We start from the raw sequence: 15,592 nt of genomic DNA, 5'->3' as shown, positions 1-15,592 counted from the left end.
CACCGCGCGCGGCACGCTAGCGCACCCGAGCGCCAGGGGAAGCCTTCCGTGCACCCCAGGGCTCGGGCATGGCGCGCACGCTCTCCACGATGAAGGACTTGAGGGCCCGCGCCGCGGCCGTGAGGTAGCCCTCGCCCCGGTGGAGCAGGGCCACCTGTCGCTTCATGCCACCTCGCGCCAGCGGCACCACGTCGAAGCCCTGCGCGTGATGGTCCCTGGCCATCAACTGAGGAACCATCGCCACGCCCAGGCCGCGCTCCACCATGCGGCGCATGGCCTCCGCGTTGTCCGTCTCCACCGCCACCCGAGGCGTCACGCCGCGCGCCTCGCAGGCGGCCTCCAAGGCCCGGGTGCCGCTCATGCCGGGAATGACGACCCAGGGCTCCTCCACGGCTTCGTCCAAGCTCACCGCCTTGCCCAGCCGGGTCAGCCGGTGGCCCTGGGGTACGGCGAGGACCAGGGATTCCTCCCACAGCTTCTGCGTCACCAGGTCCGCGCGCCGCACCGGCAGCGACACGATGGCGAGGTCCAGCGCGCCGCGCGCCACGGCTTCCTCCAACGCCGGCGCCAGGCCCTCGCTCAGCCTCGGCCGGACCTCCGGATATCGTTGGGCGAAGGCCGGGATGATGTCAGGGAGCAGGTACGCCCCCACGGTGTGCAGCGTGCCGAGCGCCACCACGCCGTGCGGCGTGCCCGACAGCCGCTCCAGCTCCGAGGTCCCCGCCGTCAGCGCATCCACGGCGCGCTGCGCATGGGGAAGGAATCGCTCGCCCGCGTCCGTCAGCACCGCGCCGCTCGGTGTGCGGATGAGCAGGCGTGTTCCCAGCGCGGCCTCCAAGGATTGGAGCTGCCGCGACAGTCCGGACTGGGACAGTCCCAGTCCTTTCGCGGCGGTGGCGAGGCGTCCTGCTCGGGCGACTTCGAGAAAGGCTCTGAGCTGTTCGGAGGTCATGCGGATTCCGCAACAAGCCTATGCGGAAGATGCGATTTCCGCATGGGGGCTCGAGGCGTACAGATAGGCGATGGACGGAAGCGGCATCACAGCGGAGCCCCTGGTCAGCGCGCGTCCGGGCACGGCGCGGCGGATGGCGACGGGCGCGGTGCTGCTGGCCCTGGTGGTCAGCGCCTTCGAGGGCACTGTCGTCACGAGCGCCATGCCCACCATCACCCGGGAACTCGGAGGTCAGCACCTGTACTCGTGGGTGTTCTCCGCCTTCCTCTTCGCGTCCACCGTGGGCGTGCTCATCTCCGGCAAGCTCGCGGACCGGCTGGGGCGCAAGCCGGTGTTCTTCGCGGGCATGGGCTTGTTCCTGGTGGGCTCGGCGCTGTGCGGTCTGGCGCAGTCGGTGCCCGGGCTCATCGCCTTCCGCGTGCTCCAGGGCCTGGGCGCGGGCGCGTTGCAGCCCACGACGCTCGTCATCTCCGCCGACCTCTACACCCTGCGCGAGCGCGCCGCCGTTCAGGGCCTCTTCACCGGTGCCTGGGGCGCGGGCAACGTCGTGGGCCCGCTCATCGGCGGTTGGCTGGTGATGCACGCCTCCTGGCGCTGGGTGTTCCTGGTCAACGTCCCCGTGGGCCTGTTCGCCGCGGCGCTGCTGCACTTCTCGTATCGGGACCCGCCGCGCCGACGGGACGTCCAGGTGGACCGCTGGGGGCCGGTGCTCGCGGGCGCCTCCGCGGCGCTGTTGCTGTTCTCACTGGAGCCCGGGGCCGCCAGCCTCCGCTGGCTGTGCGCCGTGGCCGCAGTGGGCGTGGGCTTCGTGTTGGTGCGCCACCAGCGGAAGGCCGTGTCGCCGCTGCTACCGGGCGCGCTGCTCAAGGACCCCGCCGTGCTCAGCGGCATCGCGGGAGGCATGGCCAGCGGCGCGCTCCTGTACAGCATGGCCGCCTGGGTTCCGCTGTGGATGACGGAGCAGGGCGGACACACGCCCCTGGCGGCGGGGCTCGCGCTGCTGCCCATGCTGCTGGGCTGGTCCGTGGGCTCGACCTTCGGCGTGAAGCTGCTGGTGCGCGGAGGGATGCGGTTGAGCGCGGGCGTGGGGTTCGCCGTGGCGTCCGTGGGCGCCGCGTGGCTGGCGCTGGCGGCGGCTCGGGGCTGGGGTGTACCGGCGGCGCTCGCGGGGTTGGCCGTCCTGGGAATGGGGTTGGGGCCCGCCGCGAGCACGTCCCTGCTGGGGCCTCAATCGAGGGCGCCCTGGCATCATCGCGGCATCGTCACCAGCACCGTCTACGCCACGCGGTTGCTGGGAGGCTCGTTGATGGTCGCCGCGCTCGCGCTGGCGAGCGGCCACTTCGCCCTCCAGTTCGCCATCGCCGCTGGGCTCACGGCCATCGCGGCGCTCGGGCTGGCCTGGGCCGCCCCTGGGCGCGCGGAGGCATCCACGGGGGACTGAACTCCCCGCAGGGTTGCCATGACGGCCGCGCGGCGTCCATGCCCTGAGGCCCTGAAGCCCTGGGCCGGTGACATGCCTCGTCGCGTCCATGCTCTGGGAACGTGAAGCAAGGGCGTGGTGGTAGGCCCGGCGTGATGCAGTGGCCTGCCGCGCCGTGTCCATGTTCTGGGGACTTGAGGCATGGGCGTGGTGGTGGGCCCGGCGCGATGCAGTGACCTGCCGCGCGGCGTCCATGCCCTGGGGCCTTGAAGCATGGGCGTGGTGGTCGGCCCGGCGTGGTGCAGTGACCTGCCGCGCGGCGTCCATGCCCTGGGTCTTGAATCATGAGCCTGGCGGCGGGCCCGACGTCACGCGGTCATCTGCCGCGCGGGGGAACACGTGCGGAGGCGAGCGCCGGGGCGGGACGCCGCCGAGGCGTTCAGCTCCGCCCACCGGGAGCGCTGGGGCTCCGGACCCCGGGCGGCGATGCGGGGGCGACCTCCGTCAGCGCCAGGGGCCACAGCTTCGCCAGGGCGGAGCGCAGCTCGGCGGCGCCCCGGTAGCGGTCCTCGGGGCGCTTCTCGAGCAGCTTCAGCACGACGCGCTCGAAGGGCTCGGGCAGGTCCGGCCGGAGCGTGCGCGGTGGCGCCGGTCGCTCCTGCACGTGCAGGAACATCAGCGGCACCGGGTCGGCATGGCGGAAGGGAATCTGTCCGGTGAACAGCTCGTAGGCCACCACCCCCAGCGCGTACAGGTCTGTGGCGGGTGACACCGCCGGGCTCCCCATGACCTGCTCCGGGGCCATGTACTCCGGCGTGCCGAGCACCGCGCCCTGGGCCGTCGTCCCCATGACGTGGGTGCTCTTGGCGAGCCCGAAGTCCATCAGCTTCAGCACCCCGGTGCGGGTGACGAAGAGGTTCGCGGGCTTCACGTCGCGGTGAAGCACCCCGCGGCCGTGTGCGTGCTCCAGGGCGACGGCGGCGTGGGTGAGCCAGCGCAGGGCCTCGGCCCGCGTGGGTCGGCGCTCCAGCAGCCGCTGCCGCAGGTCGGCGCCGTCCAGCAGCTCCACGGTGAGGAAGTGCCGCTCGCCATCCACGCCCACGTCGAAGACGCGCAGGATGTTGACGTGCTCCAGGGCCCGGGCGTGCTCCACCTCCTGGCGGAAGCGCGCCACCAGCGCGGCCTCCGCGTGGGGCACCGCGAGGACCTTGAGGGCCACGCGCGCGTCCTGCTGGAGGTCTGTCGCTTCATAGACGGTGGAGCTGCCCCCGGCGCCGAGCCAACGCTCCACGCGGTAGCGCCCCGCCACCGACTGGCCGGGCACCAGCCCGCGCATGACGCTGGGCGGCGCCGCGGGCACGGGGATGCCCTGGAGCAACGTGCCGTGGGGCGACATGGGCGTCACGGGCCGCAGCGTCTCCGCCAGCGAGAGGGCGGGCGGCGGCGTGACGGGCCGGAGCACGGACTCCGGCGGCGTGGGGTGGGGGAGGCTGGGGCCGGGGGCCAGGGGCCTCGGGACTGCCGGGCGCGGCGTCACCCGAGGCTCGGGCGCCTCCTGCGTGGCGCCCCCCAGGTACGCCACGCCGTCTTCATCGTCGGTCGAGTGCAACTCGGCCTCCCTCGTCGGCTTCGTCGCGGCGTGGGGTTCAGGGGTCCAGCAGCGAGATGTGGGACCGTGCCCCCACGCCTTCGATGTCCAGATGCGGCGTGGGCAGGTTGTACTCGGCCGCGGCGCTGGTGGCCTCGACGATGATGGGGCCGGCAATCTCCGGCGGCTCGCCGTGGCACAGCAGGTCCACCACGTGCTCCACCGTCCATTTCCCCATCCGCGTCACGACGAGCCGGGTGCCGTCGTACTGCGCCGTGTCCGACAGCTCGCGGCTCGTCGCCAGCTTGGCCTCCACCGAGTCACCCAGGTAGCCCCGCGCCAGCGACAACACCCTGTCCAGCACGGAGCTCCAGGCCTGGAGGTGCGTGCGGTCCTGGGCCTCGTCCATGATGTCCAGGCCCACCTGGAGCTTCTCCATGCGCTCCAGGAACTGCTGCACCAGCGCGCCCCGGATGAGGCGGCCATGCTGCGGCGCGATGATGTCCACCCCGGGCTCCAGCTTGCGGATGGCCGCCACCGTGCGCTGCAGCGCCGCGTTCACCGGCATGTAGATTTGGTGGAACGCGCGGATGCCAGCCCAGTCGGACTCGTCCGCCCACAGGCCCTTGGCGTTGGAGTCCGTGAGGCCCCCGAACAAATCGCCGGTGAAGAGCACCCGCGTCTGCGGGTCGTACAGCATCACCGCGCCGCGGAAGTGGCAGAAGGGCGAGGGCACCGGAAGCAGCCGGTGGCCCGTGGGCACGCTGAGCCCCTGCGCGAACTTCTCCGTGGGGATGAAGCGGTGGCGCGGCAGGTTCTGGTGGACGATGAGCCGCCAGGTGTCCTCCGAACAGAGCAGGCCCGCCCGGGGCGCGTAGCGCGCGGAGATGATGCTCGCCGACGAGCCCACGTCCGGGTCCTGGTGGTTGATGAACATGGCGGACAGCCGCTCCATGCCACCAATGAGCGACGTCACCTTGGTGTGGATGGTGGAGAAGTCGCTGCTCGAGCCAGGGTCGACGAGCAGATTGAACTCCGTGGGCCGCTGCGTCTTCTTGTCCGTGCCGCGGAAGCGCAGCAGGTAGGGGTTGGCGTAGAAGATGTTGCCGGGCTCGCGCTTGCCCACCCAGAAGGTCTCGGGGGCAATCTCCACCGGCACGAGGCGGAGGTCGGAGCCCTGGCTGGGGCTCGGGACTGGGGCAACGGTGCTGCTCATGGGCGCGGCGTTCCTTCCCTCTCTGGCGTGGATGCCACGACTGCGTAGCAATCCCCGCGCCGGAGCCTTGTCCCCAGGGCCAAGGGACTTCCGCGAGGGGCCCCTTCGCGCAGCTTCTGCGCGGGTGCGGGGTGGAGCGCACAATCTGCGCTCCGACGCTGGCGTGCCGTGCATGGGCGCGGGTGACGTGGCAGTCTCCGGCGCGTCACCCGCGCGCGCGTCCATGCCCGACCCATCCGTACTCGCCACCTGGGGGCTCCCGGGGCTCTTCCTCATCGCGATGCTCGCGGGCTCGGTGGTGCCGGTGCCTTCGGAGGCGCTGCTCGCCGCGCTTGTCTACGGAGGGACGCCGCCGGTGACGGCCATCGTGGTGGCGACCACGGGCAACGTGCTGGGGGCCCTGTCGCTCTACGTGCTGGGGCGGTGGGTGGCCATTGGCGGTGGTGGACCGCTGGGGCGCTGGTACGCGCGGCGGCGCATGAAGGAAGGCCCTCGCATGCAGCGCATCGAGGCGTGGACGCGAAGGTGGGGCGCTCCAGCGCTGGTGATGTCGTGGCTGCCCGTGGTGGGGGACGCCTTCGTCATCGCCGGAGGCATGCTGGGCGTGCGCCCGCTGCCTTTCGTCTTCTTTGTCACGCTGGGTAAAGGCTTGCGTTACCTCGCCGTGGCGCTGTCAGCCGCCGCGGCGCTGTAGCACTCCAGTCTGACGTTTCACCTATGTTTCACGCAACGTTGCAGTCCTCCGGTCGATAACGGAGACGGGTGAACGACGCATTCCCGGTGAATCGGGTAGCGTGCGGATGGCTCATCCGACCTCTCAACAGCTCCTTGCCGGGAGCAGGACCGGACATCGTGCGAGACAACGCAATTCCATCAAGGCTCGTGAAGTCGAACTGGCGGCGTCATGCCGCCGCGCTGCTCCTGGCCGTCCTCGCGGCGTGTGGTGGCGAGGACCTGTCGCAGGAGGCCCCGGGGCTCGACGAGGCCGCGGTGGGGCAGCGGCAGGACGCGCTGGGGGACGTCCGGCTCCGGCTGCTGGCGGCCAACACGTCCAGCGGCAACGGGCAGGACTATGACCCGGGGCACGGCATCCGCATCTTCCAGGGCACGGACGCCGACGTGGTGATGATTCAGGAGTTCAACTACCGCTCGAACTCGGCGGCGGACATCCGGGCCTTCGTGGACACGGCGTTCGGTCCGCAGTTCCACTACTACCGGGAGGGCGGGGCGCAGATTCCCAACGGCATCATCAGCCGCTACCCCATCATCGCCTCGGGCGAGTGGGATGACCCGTACGTCTCCAACCGGGACTTCGCCTGGGCGCGCATCGACGTGCCGGGGCCCAAGGACCTCTGGGCGGTGAGCGTGCACTTCCTCACCACCAGCAGCGGCAACCGCAACTCGGAGGCCATCAGCCTGGTCAGCCGCATCCGCGCCAACATCCCCGAAGGCGACTACCTGGTGATTGGTGGCGACCTGAACACCGGCAGCCGCACCGAGTCCGCCATTGGTACGCTGTCCCAGGTGGTGCGCACCGCCGCGCCGCACCCGGTGGACAAGAACGGCAACGGCAACACCAACGCCGGCCGCAACCGCCCCTACGACTACGTGCTGGTGGACAACGACCTCTACGCGCACCAGACGGCCGTCGTCATTGGCGGCAGCTCCTTCGCCAACGGCCTGGTGGTGGACACGCGCGTGTACACGCCGCTGGCCGACATCGCTCCCGCGCTCTCTGGCGACAGTGGCGCCTCCGGCATGCAGCACATGGCCGTCATCAAGGACTTCCTCATCCCGGGCGACGGCGCCACCGGCGGTCCCTTCGTCACGGTGACCTCGCCCAACGGTGGCGAGAGCTGGGCCGCCGGCAGCGTGCGCGACATCACCTGGGAGTCCTCCGGCGTCACGAACGTGCGCGTGGAGTACACGCTGAACGGCAGCACCTGGACGACCCTGGCCGCCAGCACGGCCGCCTCCGCGGGCAGCTACGCTTGGACGGTGCCGGCCAGCGCCTCCACCACCGCGCGGGTGCGCGTCAGCAACGCGTCCAACGCCAGCCTCAACGACGTCAGCGACGCCGCCTTCACCATCACCACCGCGCCGGTTGGCACGGGCAAGGTCGTCATCAACGAGGTCCTCCTCAACGAGCCGGGCTCGGACGTCACGGGCGAGTTCGTGGAGCTGGTGAACACCGGCACCGCGGCGGTGAACCTGAGCGGGTGGACGGTGTCCGACGCGACCAGCGTCCGTCACACCTTCCCCAGCGGGACGTCGCTGGCGGCGGGCGGTGTCATCGTGGTGTTCGGCGGCGCGGCGGGCATTCCGGCCGGCACGCCGGGCGCGGTGGCCGCGTCCACGGGGACCCTGCACCTGGGCAACAGCGGCGACACCGTCACGGTGAAGTCGAACACGGGCACGGTGGTGGACTCCGCGGTGTTCTCCGCCAGCTTGAGTGGCACGGACGGCGTGTCCGCCAACCGCAACCCGGACCTGGGCGAGGGCGCCCCCTTCGTGCTGCACACCACCTTGTCCAGCCTGAAGGCCTCGCCGGGCCGGCGCGTCAGCGGCGCGTCGCTCTGAGTCCGAGGTCGTGACGCGCGGCGGCCCTGCTTCCCACGGCTGGGAGGCAGGGCCGTCTCGTTTTCAGGCCGCGCTCGCTCAATGGCTGTCGGGCGGCGTGGGCGTTACGGGGACTCGCTCGCGCGTCTCCGCCGAGAGCACGGAGGGCCGGATGATGAGGCTCTCCGTGCCGCCTGGAGCAGCCCCTCCTGGCGTGGCCGGGTCTCCGGGGCGCGGCGTGGGCCGGCCGTAGTCGCGCTCGTAGATGCGCACCAGCGCCAGGAAGAAGGCGACGATGAGGGGCCCCAGCAGCAGGCCCACGGTGCCGAACGCCGCCAGGCCTCCGAGCAGCGCGAAGAAGACGATGGCCCCATGCTGGTGCATGCCCCGCTTGGCGAGCAGCGGCTTGACGATGTTGTCCACCAGCCCCACCACGACGGTGCCCCAGATGGCGAGGAACAGCGCCGCCCAGGGGTGGCCGCTGAAGAACATCAGCGCCGCGGCGACCAGCACCACGATGGCCGCGCCCACCGCGGGGATGAGCGCCAGGAAGAAGGCGACGCCCGCGAAGAAGAGCGAGGCGGGCACCCTCGCGATGAGGAACCCGACGAGCGCCGCCGCCGCCTGCACGCCCGCGGTGGCCACCGACGACACCAGCACCGCCACGGAGACGCTGCGGAACTCCCGCAGGATTTCGGCCGTCTGCCCCCGCCGCAGCGGGGACACGCTCTCCACCCACGACACCAGGCGCGCGCCCTCCGTCAGCAGGAAGAAGAGGGCGATGAGCATCATCACCGCCTGGAAGGCGATGGAGCCCGTCGCGGCCACCACGCCCGTCACCGCCCGCGCCGCGGTGCCGCCCTGGGAGCTGACCTGCTGCTGGAGGGTTTCGTCGAGCTCGGCCTGCTCCAGCGGGACGCGCTCCAGCAGCCCCTCCACCGGCCCGCGCACCGGTCCGGGGAGCTTGCCAATCAGCCCTTCGACGCCCTCGCGCTGCACCGTGTCGGAGACGAACTTCACGCCGTCCGACACCTCGGAGACGACGAAGGCCGTCAGTCCGCCCAGGGGCAGCAGCAGGGCCAGCACGACGCCCGAGACGATGATGCCCGCCGCCAGGCTGGAGCGCCCGCGCAGCTTCCGCTTCAGAGAGGAGTAGATGCCGTAGAAGGTCCCCGCGAGGACGGCCGCCAGGAAGAAGGCCTTGGCAAACGGCTGGACGACCAGCGCCAGCAGGACGATGGAGAGGAGGATGAGTCCGGTGAACACCCGCCGGGCGGTCTGCTCGGTTGCCATGCCCGTCAAGGTAGGGCTGCCTTCGAGGATGGCCAGGGACGGGCGGCGCCTCTGCCTGGTTGCCTGCTGTCCCACCAAGAAGGCTTGGGCCCGGCCGGAGGGCGGCTAGAGTGGCCGCGCCATGCCGCCCTTCGAATCCACCCAATTCACCGTCTGGTTGCTCCAGGCGCTCTGCGCCAGCTTCCTGGCCATCCTCTTCCTCCAGTCCGGGCTCGACAAGGTCATCGACTGGAAGGGCAACCTGGGGTGGCTCACGGGCCACTTCGCCAAGAGCCCGCTGCGCGGCGTGGTGCCGCCCATGCTGGCTGCCATCACGCTGCTGGAGCTGGCCGCGGGCGCGCTCAGCGCGGCGGGCCTGGTGGCGCTGCTGGTGACGGGTAGCGCGACGCTGGCCTTCTTTGGCGCGCTGCTCTCCGCGGTGTCGCTGGTGGCGCTCTTCTTCGGTCAGCGGATGGCCAAGGAGTACGCGGGCGCCGGCGGCCTGGTGCCGTACTTCCTGCTGGCGTTGGTGGCCGTGTACGTCACCCGCCTGAGCTGAGCGTCAGAGCACCTTGCGCGTGGGGACCAGGGCGTTGGCGGACAGGAGGCCCGCCACCAGCGCCACCGCCACCATCAGCATGGAGAAGGCCGTGTCCACGCCGGCCACCACGTCCCGCTCCAGCAGCGAGGACAGGCTGCGGAAGCCGACGCTGCCGGGCACCAGCAGCATCAACCCGGGGACCAGGGTGGTGATGGACGGCTGGTTGCGCAGCCGCGCCAGCGCGTTGCTGCCCATGGCCAGCAGCAGCGCGCCCACGAAGGCGCCCAACTGCGCCCCCAGCAGCAGCGCGCCCAGGCGGGCCCCGGCGAAACCGAAGGTGCAGGCCCCGGCAATCCAGCCCCAATCCCGGGGGCGGGCCCGGAAGAGCACGCACACCGCGAAGATGGCCACCAGCAGCATGGGCACCTGCGTCCAATCCGGCAGCGCGGGCGGGAGGGGCGCCACGGGCGGCGTCGGCAACACGCCGGACAGCCGGCTGCCCAGCGCCACCCCGAAGCCGAGCTGAAGGAAGACGAGCGCGGCCGCGGTGAGCCGCGAGGTGCCGGAGATGAGGTTGCGCGTGGCCAGCTCGTTGATGGCCACCGTGAGCGACAGGCCGGGCAGCAGGACGATGAGGCCCGCCAGCGTGGCCACCTGGGAGGACAGGGGGCCCCACAGGCTCGCGGCCAACGCGGCGACGGCGGAGGACAGGATGGCCGCCACGGGCTCCAGCACGCGGGCCGTGGTGGGCTGCTGGCGTGTGACGACGGCCAGGATGCCGATGAGCAGGCTGCTGAGGGCCGCCACCGCCATCTCCTTGAGCCCTCCGCCGAAGAGCCTGCCCGCGGCGCCGCCCGCGAGCGTCCAGCACAACAATTGGAGCGCGGGGCCAAAGCGCTCGGCCTGCGCGAGGATGGCGTCCACGCGCTGGGTGCCCTCCGCGGGAGGCACATTCCCGTGGATGACTTCATCCGCCAGCGTGTCGAGCAGCGTCAGTCGCTCCAGGTCCATGTCACCGGGCTCCACGCGGATGAGCGAGGTGCGCAGCGCCTCCGGCGGGCCGAAGGACGAGAAGATGGACGTGGGCGTGGAGAAGAAGCGCCCCTCCAGGCCAAAGCGCTCCGACACCCGCTGCATCAGCCGCTCCAGGCGGTGCGCGGGCGTGCCGTAGCGGTGCAGCGCCTCACCCAGCCGGAGGGTGAAGGCGACGGCGGGGCCCGGCGGCGGTGGGTGACTGGCGGCGGCGAGGTGCTCGGGAGGGACGGCCACGGCGGCGCACATGGCAGAGGCTTTGGGCCGAGTCAAACGCTGGGGGCGAAGAGGCCCTCCCCGCGCGCCGTTGCCGCCGCGACAGTGTTACGGCGCCGTGAAAGGCCCTGGGTTTCCGGGGCTCAGCGCTTGAGCAGCCGGCCGAGCGCGAACCCCGCCGCCAGGCAGCCCGCGAGGACGAGCCCGGGGCGCTCCCGTGCCCGGTCCTCGACGTCCGCGGCCAGCTCCGAGGTGGTTTCGTTCTCCAGCCGCTCCGAGGTGCGCCGCAACATGCCCGCGGTGCGGGTGAGCAGCGGCCTTGCCACGCCGACCTCCTCCGTGCGCGAGGCGCTCTCCAGGGTGGACGCCAGGCTTTGGATGCCTCGGGCCAGGCTCCCTCGATGACTGTCCACCTGTTGGTAGAGCTGGTCCTTGGCCGTGCCACGGGCGGCGCGTGGCGGCCTGCGTCCGCCTCGTCGGGTCGACAGCGAGGAAGGCACGCTCGTGTCGTCCCCGGGCGCCCGGTCCGAGCGTGACGTTTCGCCGCGCTCGGGCGGGAGGTTGAAGTCCGTGCCAGTGGCCATGTCGTCTCCTTCAGTGACGGTCGGCGGGGCCGCACGCCGCACTTGTGCCCGCGCCCCGTTGCCCAGAAGGTAGGTACGCGCCGTCAATGGGCGGACGCGGGGCTCCCTCCACCGGCCAGCCAGGCGGCGGCGGAGGGAGACGTCCTCGGCCCGGGGCCGAGGCAAGGAGATGGGCGGATGGCGCGCAGGCAGCGGACACCCAGGTGGCTGGAGGCGGCGAGGCGGAGGGGCCCGGAGGACGTGCGGTCCTCCTCCGACAGGCCGGACTGGCTCACGAGAGCCTTGGGCAAGGCGGGGGTGATGCCTCGCGCGAAGGCTGAAGTCGCCATCCAGGAGGGACGGGTGTCGTTGGACGGGCAGGTGGAGCGTGAGCCCTTCGCTCCCGTGCGTCCTGGCGTCGAGGTGCGGGTGGATGGACGGGTGGTGCAACTGTCGGCCCCGCTCCACGCGCTGATGTTCCACAAGCCCGCGGGGCTGGTGGTTCACGGCTCGGACCCGGAGGGTGTGGGCACCGTCTTCGAACACCTCTATGCGAAACTCCCTGCCTCGCTGGGAAGCTTCGAGTGGCTCGCGGTGGGCCGTCTGGACCGGGACACCACGGGGCTGCTGCTCTTCACCAACGATGAACGGTTGGTGCGGCATGGGACGTCACCCGAGCGGCACCTCGCCAAGCGGTACGTCGCGGGTGTCGAGGGCTCACCGGGCGAGGACGCGCTGCGGAGCCTGCGAGAGGGCCTGGTCTTGGAAGACGGTCCGACGCGGCCGGCCAGTGCCCGGTTGCGTGCACCGGACATCGTGGAACTCACCCTCACGGAGGGACGTCACCACCAGGTGAAGCGGATGCTGGCGGCGGTGGGCCATCCGGTGCGGACGCTGCATCGCGAGGCGGTAGGCGGCGTGACGCTGGACGTGCCCGAGGGCACCTGGCGGTTGTTGGAGGACGACGAGGTGTCGCAAGGGTTGGCCTTCACGCCTGCCTGAGGGCCACTCACGGGGCAGGGCCTGCTCCCTGGCCCGCCAGCGCGATGTGATTCCCGCGCGGGCTGTGCCGCTTCATCCCAGGGGACGTCCCACGCGCGGCGTGCGAAGCAGGCTCCAGCCGCGAACCTTCGAGCGTTCAGCGTTCGCGCGCTGCCACGGCCTCGACCCGTGCGCGAACCTCCTGGGCCAGCGCCAGGCTGCCGGGCAGCGCGCGGCCCAGCAGTCGCGGCACGCCCGTGGCGAGCATCGCGGCGTTGGTGAAGACACAGGCGCTCACCGCCGTGAGCTGTTCAAAGGGGAGGGCGCGCTCCACGACAGGCAACGTCCCTACCTGCCCGGCTTCCAGCAGCACCTCGCGGATGATGCCCGGGAGGCACGGCGAGGACAGCGGCGGAGTGACGAGCGTTTCGCCGAGCACGCAGAAGACGTTGGCCGTGGGCAGCTCACAGACCTCGCCCGCTTCGTTTCCGAGCAAGGGCAGCCGCTCCATCCGCGCGTACTGGCGAAAGTAGGCGAGGCCCTTGTGGTTCAGCGTGGATTCGCCACCGCGGTAGGCCCCCGGCTCCCAGGTGTCCAAGGCGCGTCCCTCATGCCGCAGTCGCTCCGACTCGGGCGCGTGCTCGCGAAAGGTGAGCAGCACATGGCCGTCACTCACCGACAACTTACCCACACCGTGAAAGTCCGGCCCGAGCGCGGCGTCCGCGCGCAAGCACCGCTGGAGCGTCTCGCGGACAGCGTCTTCCGCGAGGAACTCATGGGGCGGGGGACGCACCGCATGGGGATAGGCCGCGAGGCTCGACCGCAGTCGCCACAGATGCCGGGCGAGGAACCAGGGCGCCCCGGCTTCGATGCGGAAGGTGGTGAAGAAGCCCGCGCCGAAGAAGAACCCCTGGGCGAAGTCCTGCAACCGCAGGTCTTCCCAGCTCCGCACCGCTCCATCCACCGCGACCGTGGAGAACATTCGTGTCTCCTTCGCGCTCAACGCGCGGGCTCCAGGAAGTTGGCGAGCAGCCGGGGACCTTCAGGCGTGAGGAACGACTCGGGATGGAACTGCACCCCCTCCAGCCGGGGCAGGTCGCGGTGTCGCAGCCCCATGACGAGGTCATCCTGCCAGGCCGTCACCTCCAGGCAGTCGGGCAGTGACTCCCGCTCCACCACGAGCGAATGGTAGCGAGCGGCGGTGAACGGTGTGGGAAGCCCGCGGAACACGCCTTGTCCCGCGTGATCGATGGCCGCCGTCTTGCCGTGCACGGGCACCGGGGCGCGGACCACCTTCGCGCCGAACACCTGCCCCAGGCACTGGTGGCCCAGACACACGCCGAGCAGGGGGATGCGCCCGCCGAAGACGCGGATGAGCTCCATGGACACGCCCGCCTCGTTGGGCGTGCACGGCCCGGGTGAGATGAGGATGTGGTCGGGCCGGAGCGCCTCCACCTGGGCCACGGTGATGGCGTCGTTGCGCACGACCTTCAACTCCGCGCCCTGGGCTCCCAGGGCCTGCACGAGGTTGAACGTGAAGGAGTCGAAGTTGTCGACGAGGAGAATCATTCCGTCCTCCCCACGGCGGCCAAGGCGAGGAGCTGTGAGCGCGCCTTGTTGAGCGTCTCTTTGTACTCCTGGCGCGGCTGCGAGTCGTGGACGATGCCGCCCCCCACTTGGGCATAGGCCTGGCCGTCCTTCACCACCAGCGTGCGGATGACGATGTTCAGGTCCAGGTCCCCGGTGAAGGACAGATACCCGAGCGAGCCCGTGTAGAGGCCCCGGGCATGCGGCTCCAACTCGGTGATGATCTGCATGGTGCGAATCTTCGGCACGCCGGTGATGGTGCCTCCGGGAAAGAGCGCGCCCACCACGTCCAGGGGCTCCACCTCCGGCGCGAGCCGCCCCACCACCTCCGACTCGATGTGGATGACATGGGCGTACTCGACGATGTCCATCAGCCGGGTGACCTCGACCGAGCCGTAGTCGCAGACTCGGCCCAGGTCGTTGCGCTCCAGGTCCACCAGCATCGCGTGCTCGGCGCGCTCCTTGTCGTTGGTGCGCAGCTCGTGAACGAACCGGGCCTCTTCCTCCGGTGTTCCTCGACGGCGCGTCCCCGCGATGGGCCGCGTGGTGGCTCGGCCCTGCTCCACGCGCACCAGTCGCTCTGGCGACGCGCTGACCACGTGGTAGCCGTTGCCTTCGAGATAGCTCGCGAAGTGGACGGGGTTGATGGCGGACAGCGTCTCGTAGAGCGCGAGCGGCTCCCCGGGAAAGTCCACCTCCAGCCGCTGCGACAGATTGACTTGATACGTGTCACCGGCGCGGACGTACTCGCGCACCCGCTCCACCGCGCCCAGGTAGGCGTCCTGGGAGAAATTGGAGCGGTACGCCGCGCCGGGCGCATCCGCCGCCGGAGGCGAAAGGGCCGGCGTCGGGACTGCCGAGCGAACACGGTTCTCCAGGCCTTCGAGCCTGCGCTCGCAGTCCTCCCAATCCGAACCCGTGGCCACCAGGAGCAACTGGCCCTCGTGATGGTCCACGGCCATGAAGGTGTCGATGAACGACAGTGCGATGTCGGGCAGTCGCAGGTCGTCGCGCGGGTGGCGCGGCAGCGCTTCGAAGCAGTGGGCGGCTTCGTAGCCGAAGAAGCCCACCGCGCCGCCGCAGAACAGGGGCATCCCCGGAGGGCGCACACCGCGCCACCGGCGCAGCAGACTCCGCAGCACCTCCAGCGGTGCTTCCGGCTGGAGCACGTCGTCGATGAAGCCTTGCCCCTCCTTGGCGGTGAAGCGGAGGAAGGGCCGCGCGCCGACAAAGGAGTAACGCCCCTCCGCGCTGACACGGGTGCTCTCCAGCAGGAACCGGTCTCCCTCGGGAAGGGCACGCAGCAGGTCCACGGGGCGCAGGCGCCCGAGTGGAAACCGCCATGCCACGGGGACCTGATTGTAGCCCTGGGCCACGAGGGCCTCGAAGGACGCCCGGTCCGGAAAGCAGGTGGCGGAAGGTGGCCGGTGCATGTGAAGGCGCTTGATACCAGGAACCGCGCCTCGCTTTTCCAGAACCCTCCGTCCGCCTGGCGCCGCGCACGTCATGCGGGACGCTTGAGGCGGGGACAACCCGAGTCGCTTGCCTGGGTGTGGACGGAGGGAGGGCCGCCCCTGTCGCGTCCGTGCTTTCAAAGGAGGCCAAAGGGGCTTCATCGTCGGCTGGCGGGCCGGGCTGCTCGTCGCCGCCATCGTCGCCGCCATC

General features: G+C 71.1%; 14 protein-coding genes. 5 read left to right on the top strand and 9 right to left on the bottom strand.

What is annotated here, in order from left to right:
• Positions 1–16: 16 nt before the first annotated feature.
• Positions 17–952, bottom strand: a complete 936-nt coding sequence (locus A176_RS26215; protein WP_002638255.1) for a LysR family transcriptional regulator — start codon at positions 950–952, stop codon at positions 17–19.
• A gap of 70 nt (positions 953–1,022) precedes the next feature.
• Between A176_RS26215 and A176_RS26210 the strand changes: the two genes are divergently transcribed.
• A complete protein-coding gene (locus A176_RS26210) occupies positions 1,023–2,393 on the top strand; it encodes an MFS transporter (protein ID WP_002638254.1) in 1,371 nt (456 codons plus the stop codon).
• A 418-nt stretch (positions 2,394–2,811) separates the two neighbouring features.
• Here A176_RS26210 and A176_RS26205 read toward each other — a convergent pair whose 3' ends face one another.
• Positions 2,812–3,981 carry a serine/threonine-protein kinase gene (locus A176_RS26205; protein ID WP_002638253.1) on the bottom strand — a complete coding sequence of 390 codons (1,170 nt, stop codon included), beginning with the start codon at positions 3,979–3,981 and terminating at the stop codon, positions 2,812–2,814.
• A gap of 37 nt (positions 3,982–4,018) precedes the next feature.
• Positions 4,019–5,176 (bottom strand): MBL fold hydrolase, encoded by a 1,158-nt coding sequence (locus A176_RS26200; RefSeq protein WP_002638252.1) that lies wholly within the window; start codon positions 5,174–5,176, stop codon positions 4,019–4,021.
• Positions 5,177–5,399: 223 nt separating this feature from the next.
• Here A176_RS26200 and A176_RS26195 point away from each other — a divergent pair, with 223 nt between their 5' ends.
• Both A176_RS26195 and A176_RS26190 read left to right on the top strand, forming a co-directional pair.
• The gene (locus A176_RS26195; RefSeq protein WP_044889488.1) at positions 5,400–5,870 is read left to right on the top strand and encodes a YqaA family protein; all 471 of its coding nucleotides are present in this window, start codon (positions 5,400–5,402) and stop codon (positions 5,868–5,870) included.
• Positions 5,871–6,028: 158 nt separating this feature from the next.
• A complete protein-coding gene (locus A176_RS26190; protein ID WP_002638250.1) occupies positions 6,029–7,756 on the top strand; it encodes a lamin tail domain-containing protein in 1,728 nt (575 codons plus the stop codon).
• 78 nt (positions 7,757–7,834) lie between these two features.
• Here A176_RS26190 and A176_RS26185 read toward each other — a convergent pair whose 3' ends face one another.
• Positions 7,835–9,028, bottom strand: a complete 1,194-nt coding sequence (locus A176_RS26185; protein WP_044889489.1) for an AI-2E family transporter — start codon at positions 9,026–9,028, stop codon at positions 7,835–7,837.
• A gap of 121 nt (positions 9,029–9,149) precedes the next feature.
• On the opposite strand from A176_RS26185, the gene A176_RS26180 reads away from it, so the two are divergent.
• On the top strand, positions 9,150–9,566 hold the full coding sequence (locus tag A176_RS26180) for a hypothetical protein (RefSeq protein ID WP_002638248.1): 417 nt from the start codon (positions 9,150–9,152) through the stop codon (positions 9,564–9,566).
• A gap of 3 nt (positions 9,567–9,569) precedes the next feature.
• On the opposite strand, the gene A176_RS26175 is transcribed toward A176_RS26180, so the two are convergent.
• Together A176_RS26175 and A176_RS26170 are read right to left on the bottom strand one after the other, a co-directional pair.
• Positions 9,570–10,829 (bottom strand): threonine/serine exporter family protein, encoded by a 1,260-nt coding sequence (locus tag A176_RS26175; protein WP_002638247.1) that lies wholly within the window; start codon positions 10,827–10,829, stop codon positions 9,570–9,572.
• A gap of 110 nt (positions 10,830–10,939) precedes the next feature.
• Complete coding sequence (locus tag A176_RS26170) at positions 10,940–11,380, bottom strand: hypothetical protein (protein WP_002638246.1); 441 nt, start codon at positions 11,378–11,380, stop codon at positions 10,940–10,942.
• Positions 11,381–11,557: 177 nt separating this feature from the next.
• Here A176_RS26170 and A176_RS26165 point away from each other — a divergent pair, with 177 nt between their 5' ends.
• Entirely contained in the window at positions 11,558–12,361 is an 804-nt protein-coding gene (locus A176_RS26165; RefSeq protein WP_021781042.1) for a pseudouridine synthase, read from the top strand.
• Positions 12,362–12,497: 136 nt separating this feature from the next.
• Here A176_RS26165 and A176_RS26160 read toward each other — a convergent pair whose 3' ends face one another.
• Genes A176_RS26160 through A176_RS26150 form a run of 3 tightly spaced genes read right to left on the bottom strand, consistent with a single transcriptional unit; the run spans position 12,498 to position 15,360 of the window.
• The gene (locus A176_RS26160; RefSeq protein WP_002638244.1) at positions 12,498–13,322 is read right to left on the bottom strand and encodes an aminotransferase class IV; all 825 of its coding nucleotides are present in this window, start codon (positions 13,320–13,322) and stop codon (positions 12,498–12,500) included.
• Between the two features lie 17 nt (positions 13,323–13,339).
• The gene (locus A176_RS26155) at positions 13,340–13,909 is read right to left on the bottom strand and encodes an anthranilate synthase component II (RefSeq protein ID WP_002638243.1); all 570 of its coding nucleotides are present in this window, start codon (positions 13,907–13,909) and stop codon (positions 13,340–13,342) included.
• Positions 13,906–15,360, bottom strand: coding sequence for an anthranilate synthase component I family protein (locus A176_RS26150; protein ID WP_044889414.1), 1,455 nt, complete (start codon positions 15,358–15,360; stop codon positions 13,906–13,908). Before A176_RS26150 ends, A176_RS26155 begins: the two co-directional genes overlap by 4 nt.
• Positions 15,361–15,592: the final 232 nt, after the last annotated feature.

Source organism: Myxococcus hansupus, assembly GCF_000280925.3.
Taxonomy (GTDB): Bacteria; Myxococcota; Myxococcia; order Myxococcales; family Myxococcaceae; genus Myxococcus; species Myxococcus hansupus.
The sequence above is the reverse complement of the archived record's forward strand: the minus strand, read 5'-3'. Positions and strand labels throughout refer to the sequence as shown.

Excerpts from the sequence above, each read along its gene's own strand:
- A176_RS26150 (WP_044889414.1), bottom strand. The coding sequence starts at position 15,360 with ATGCACCGGCCACCTTCCGCCACCTGCTTTCCGGACCGGGCGTCCTTC.
- A176_RS26175 (WP_002638247.1), bottom strand. The coding sequence starts at position 10,829 with ATGTGCGCCGCCGTGGCCGTCCCTCCCGAGCACCTCGCCGCCGCCAGT.
- A176_RS26180 (WP_002638248.1), top strand. The coding sequence starts at position 9,150 with ATGCCGCCCTTCGAATCCACCCAATTCACCGTCTGGTTGCTCCAGGCG.
- A176_RS26210 (WP_002638254.1), top strand. The coding sequence starts at position 1,023 with ATGGACGGAAGCGGCATCACAGCGGAGCCCCTGGTCAGCGCGCGTCCG.
- A176_RS26165 (WP_021781042.1), top strand. The coding sequence starts at position 11,558 with ATGGCGCGCAGGCAGCGGACACCCAGGTGGCTGGAGGCGGCGAGGCGG.
- A176_RS26195 (WP_044889488.1), top strand. The coding sequence starts at position 5,400 with ATGCCCGACCCATCCGTACTCGCCACCTGGGGGCTCCCGGGGCTCTTC.
- A176_RS26200 (WP_002638252.1), bottom strand. The coding sequence starts at position 5,176 with ATGAGCAGCACCGTTGCCCCAGTCCCGAGCCCCAGCCAGGGCTCCGAC.
- A176_RS26155 (WP_002638243.1), bottom strand. The coding sequence starts at position 13,909 with ATGATTCTCCTCGTCGACAACTTCGACTCCTTCACGTTCAACCTCGTG.
- A176_RS26160 (WP_002638244.1), bottom strand. The coding sequence starts at position 13,322 with ATGTTCTCCACGGTCGCGGTGGATGGAGCGGTGCGGAGCTGGGAAGAC.
- A176_RS26170 (WP_002638246.1), bottom strand. The coding sequence starts at position 11,380 with ATGGCCACTGGCACGGACTTCAACCTCCCGCCCGAGCGCGGCGAAACG.
- A176_RS26215 (WP_002638255.1), bottom strand. The coding sequence starts at position 952 with ATGACCTCCGAACAGCTCAGAGCCTTTCTCGAAGTCGCCCGAGCAGGA.
- A176_RS26185 (WP_044889489.1), bottom strand. The coding sequence starts at position 9,028 with ATGGCAACCGAGCAGACCGCCCGGCGGGTGTTCACCGGACTCATCCTC.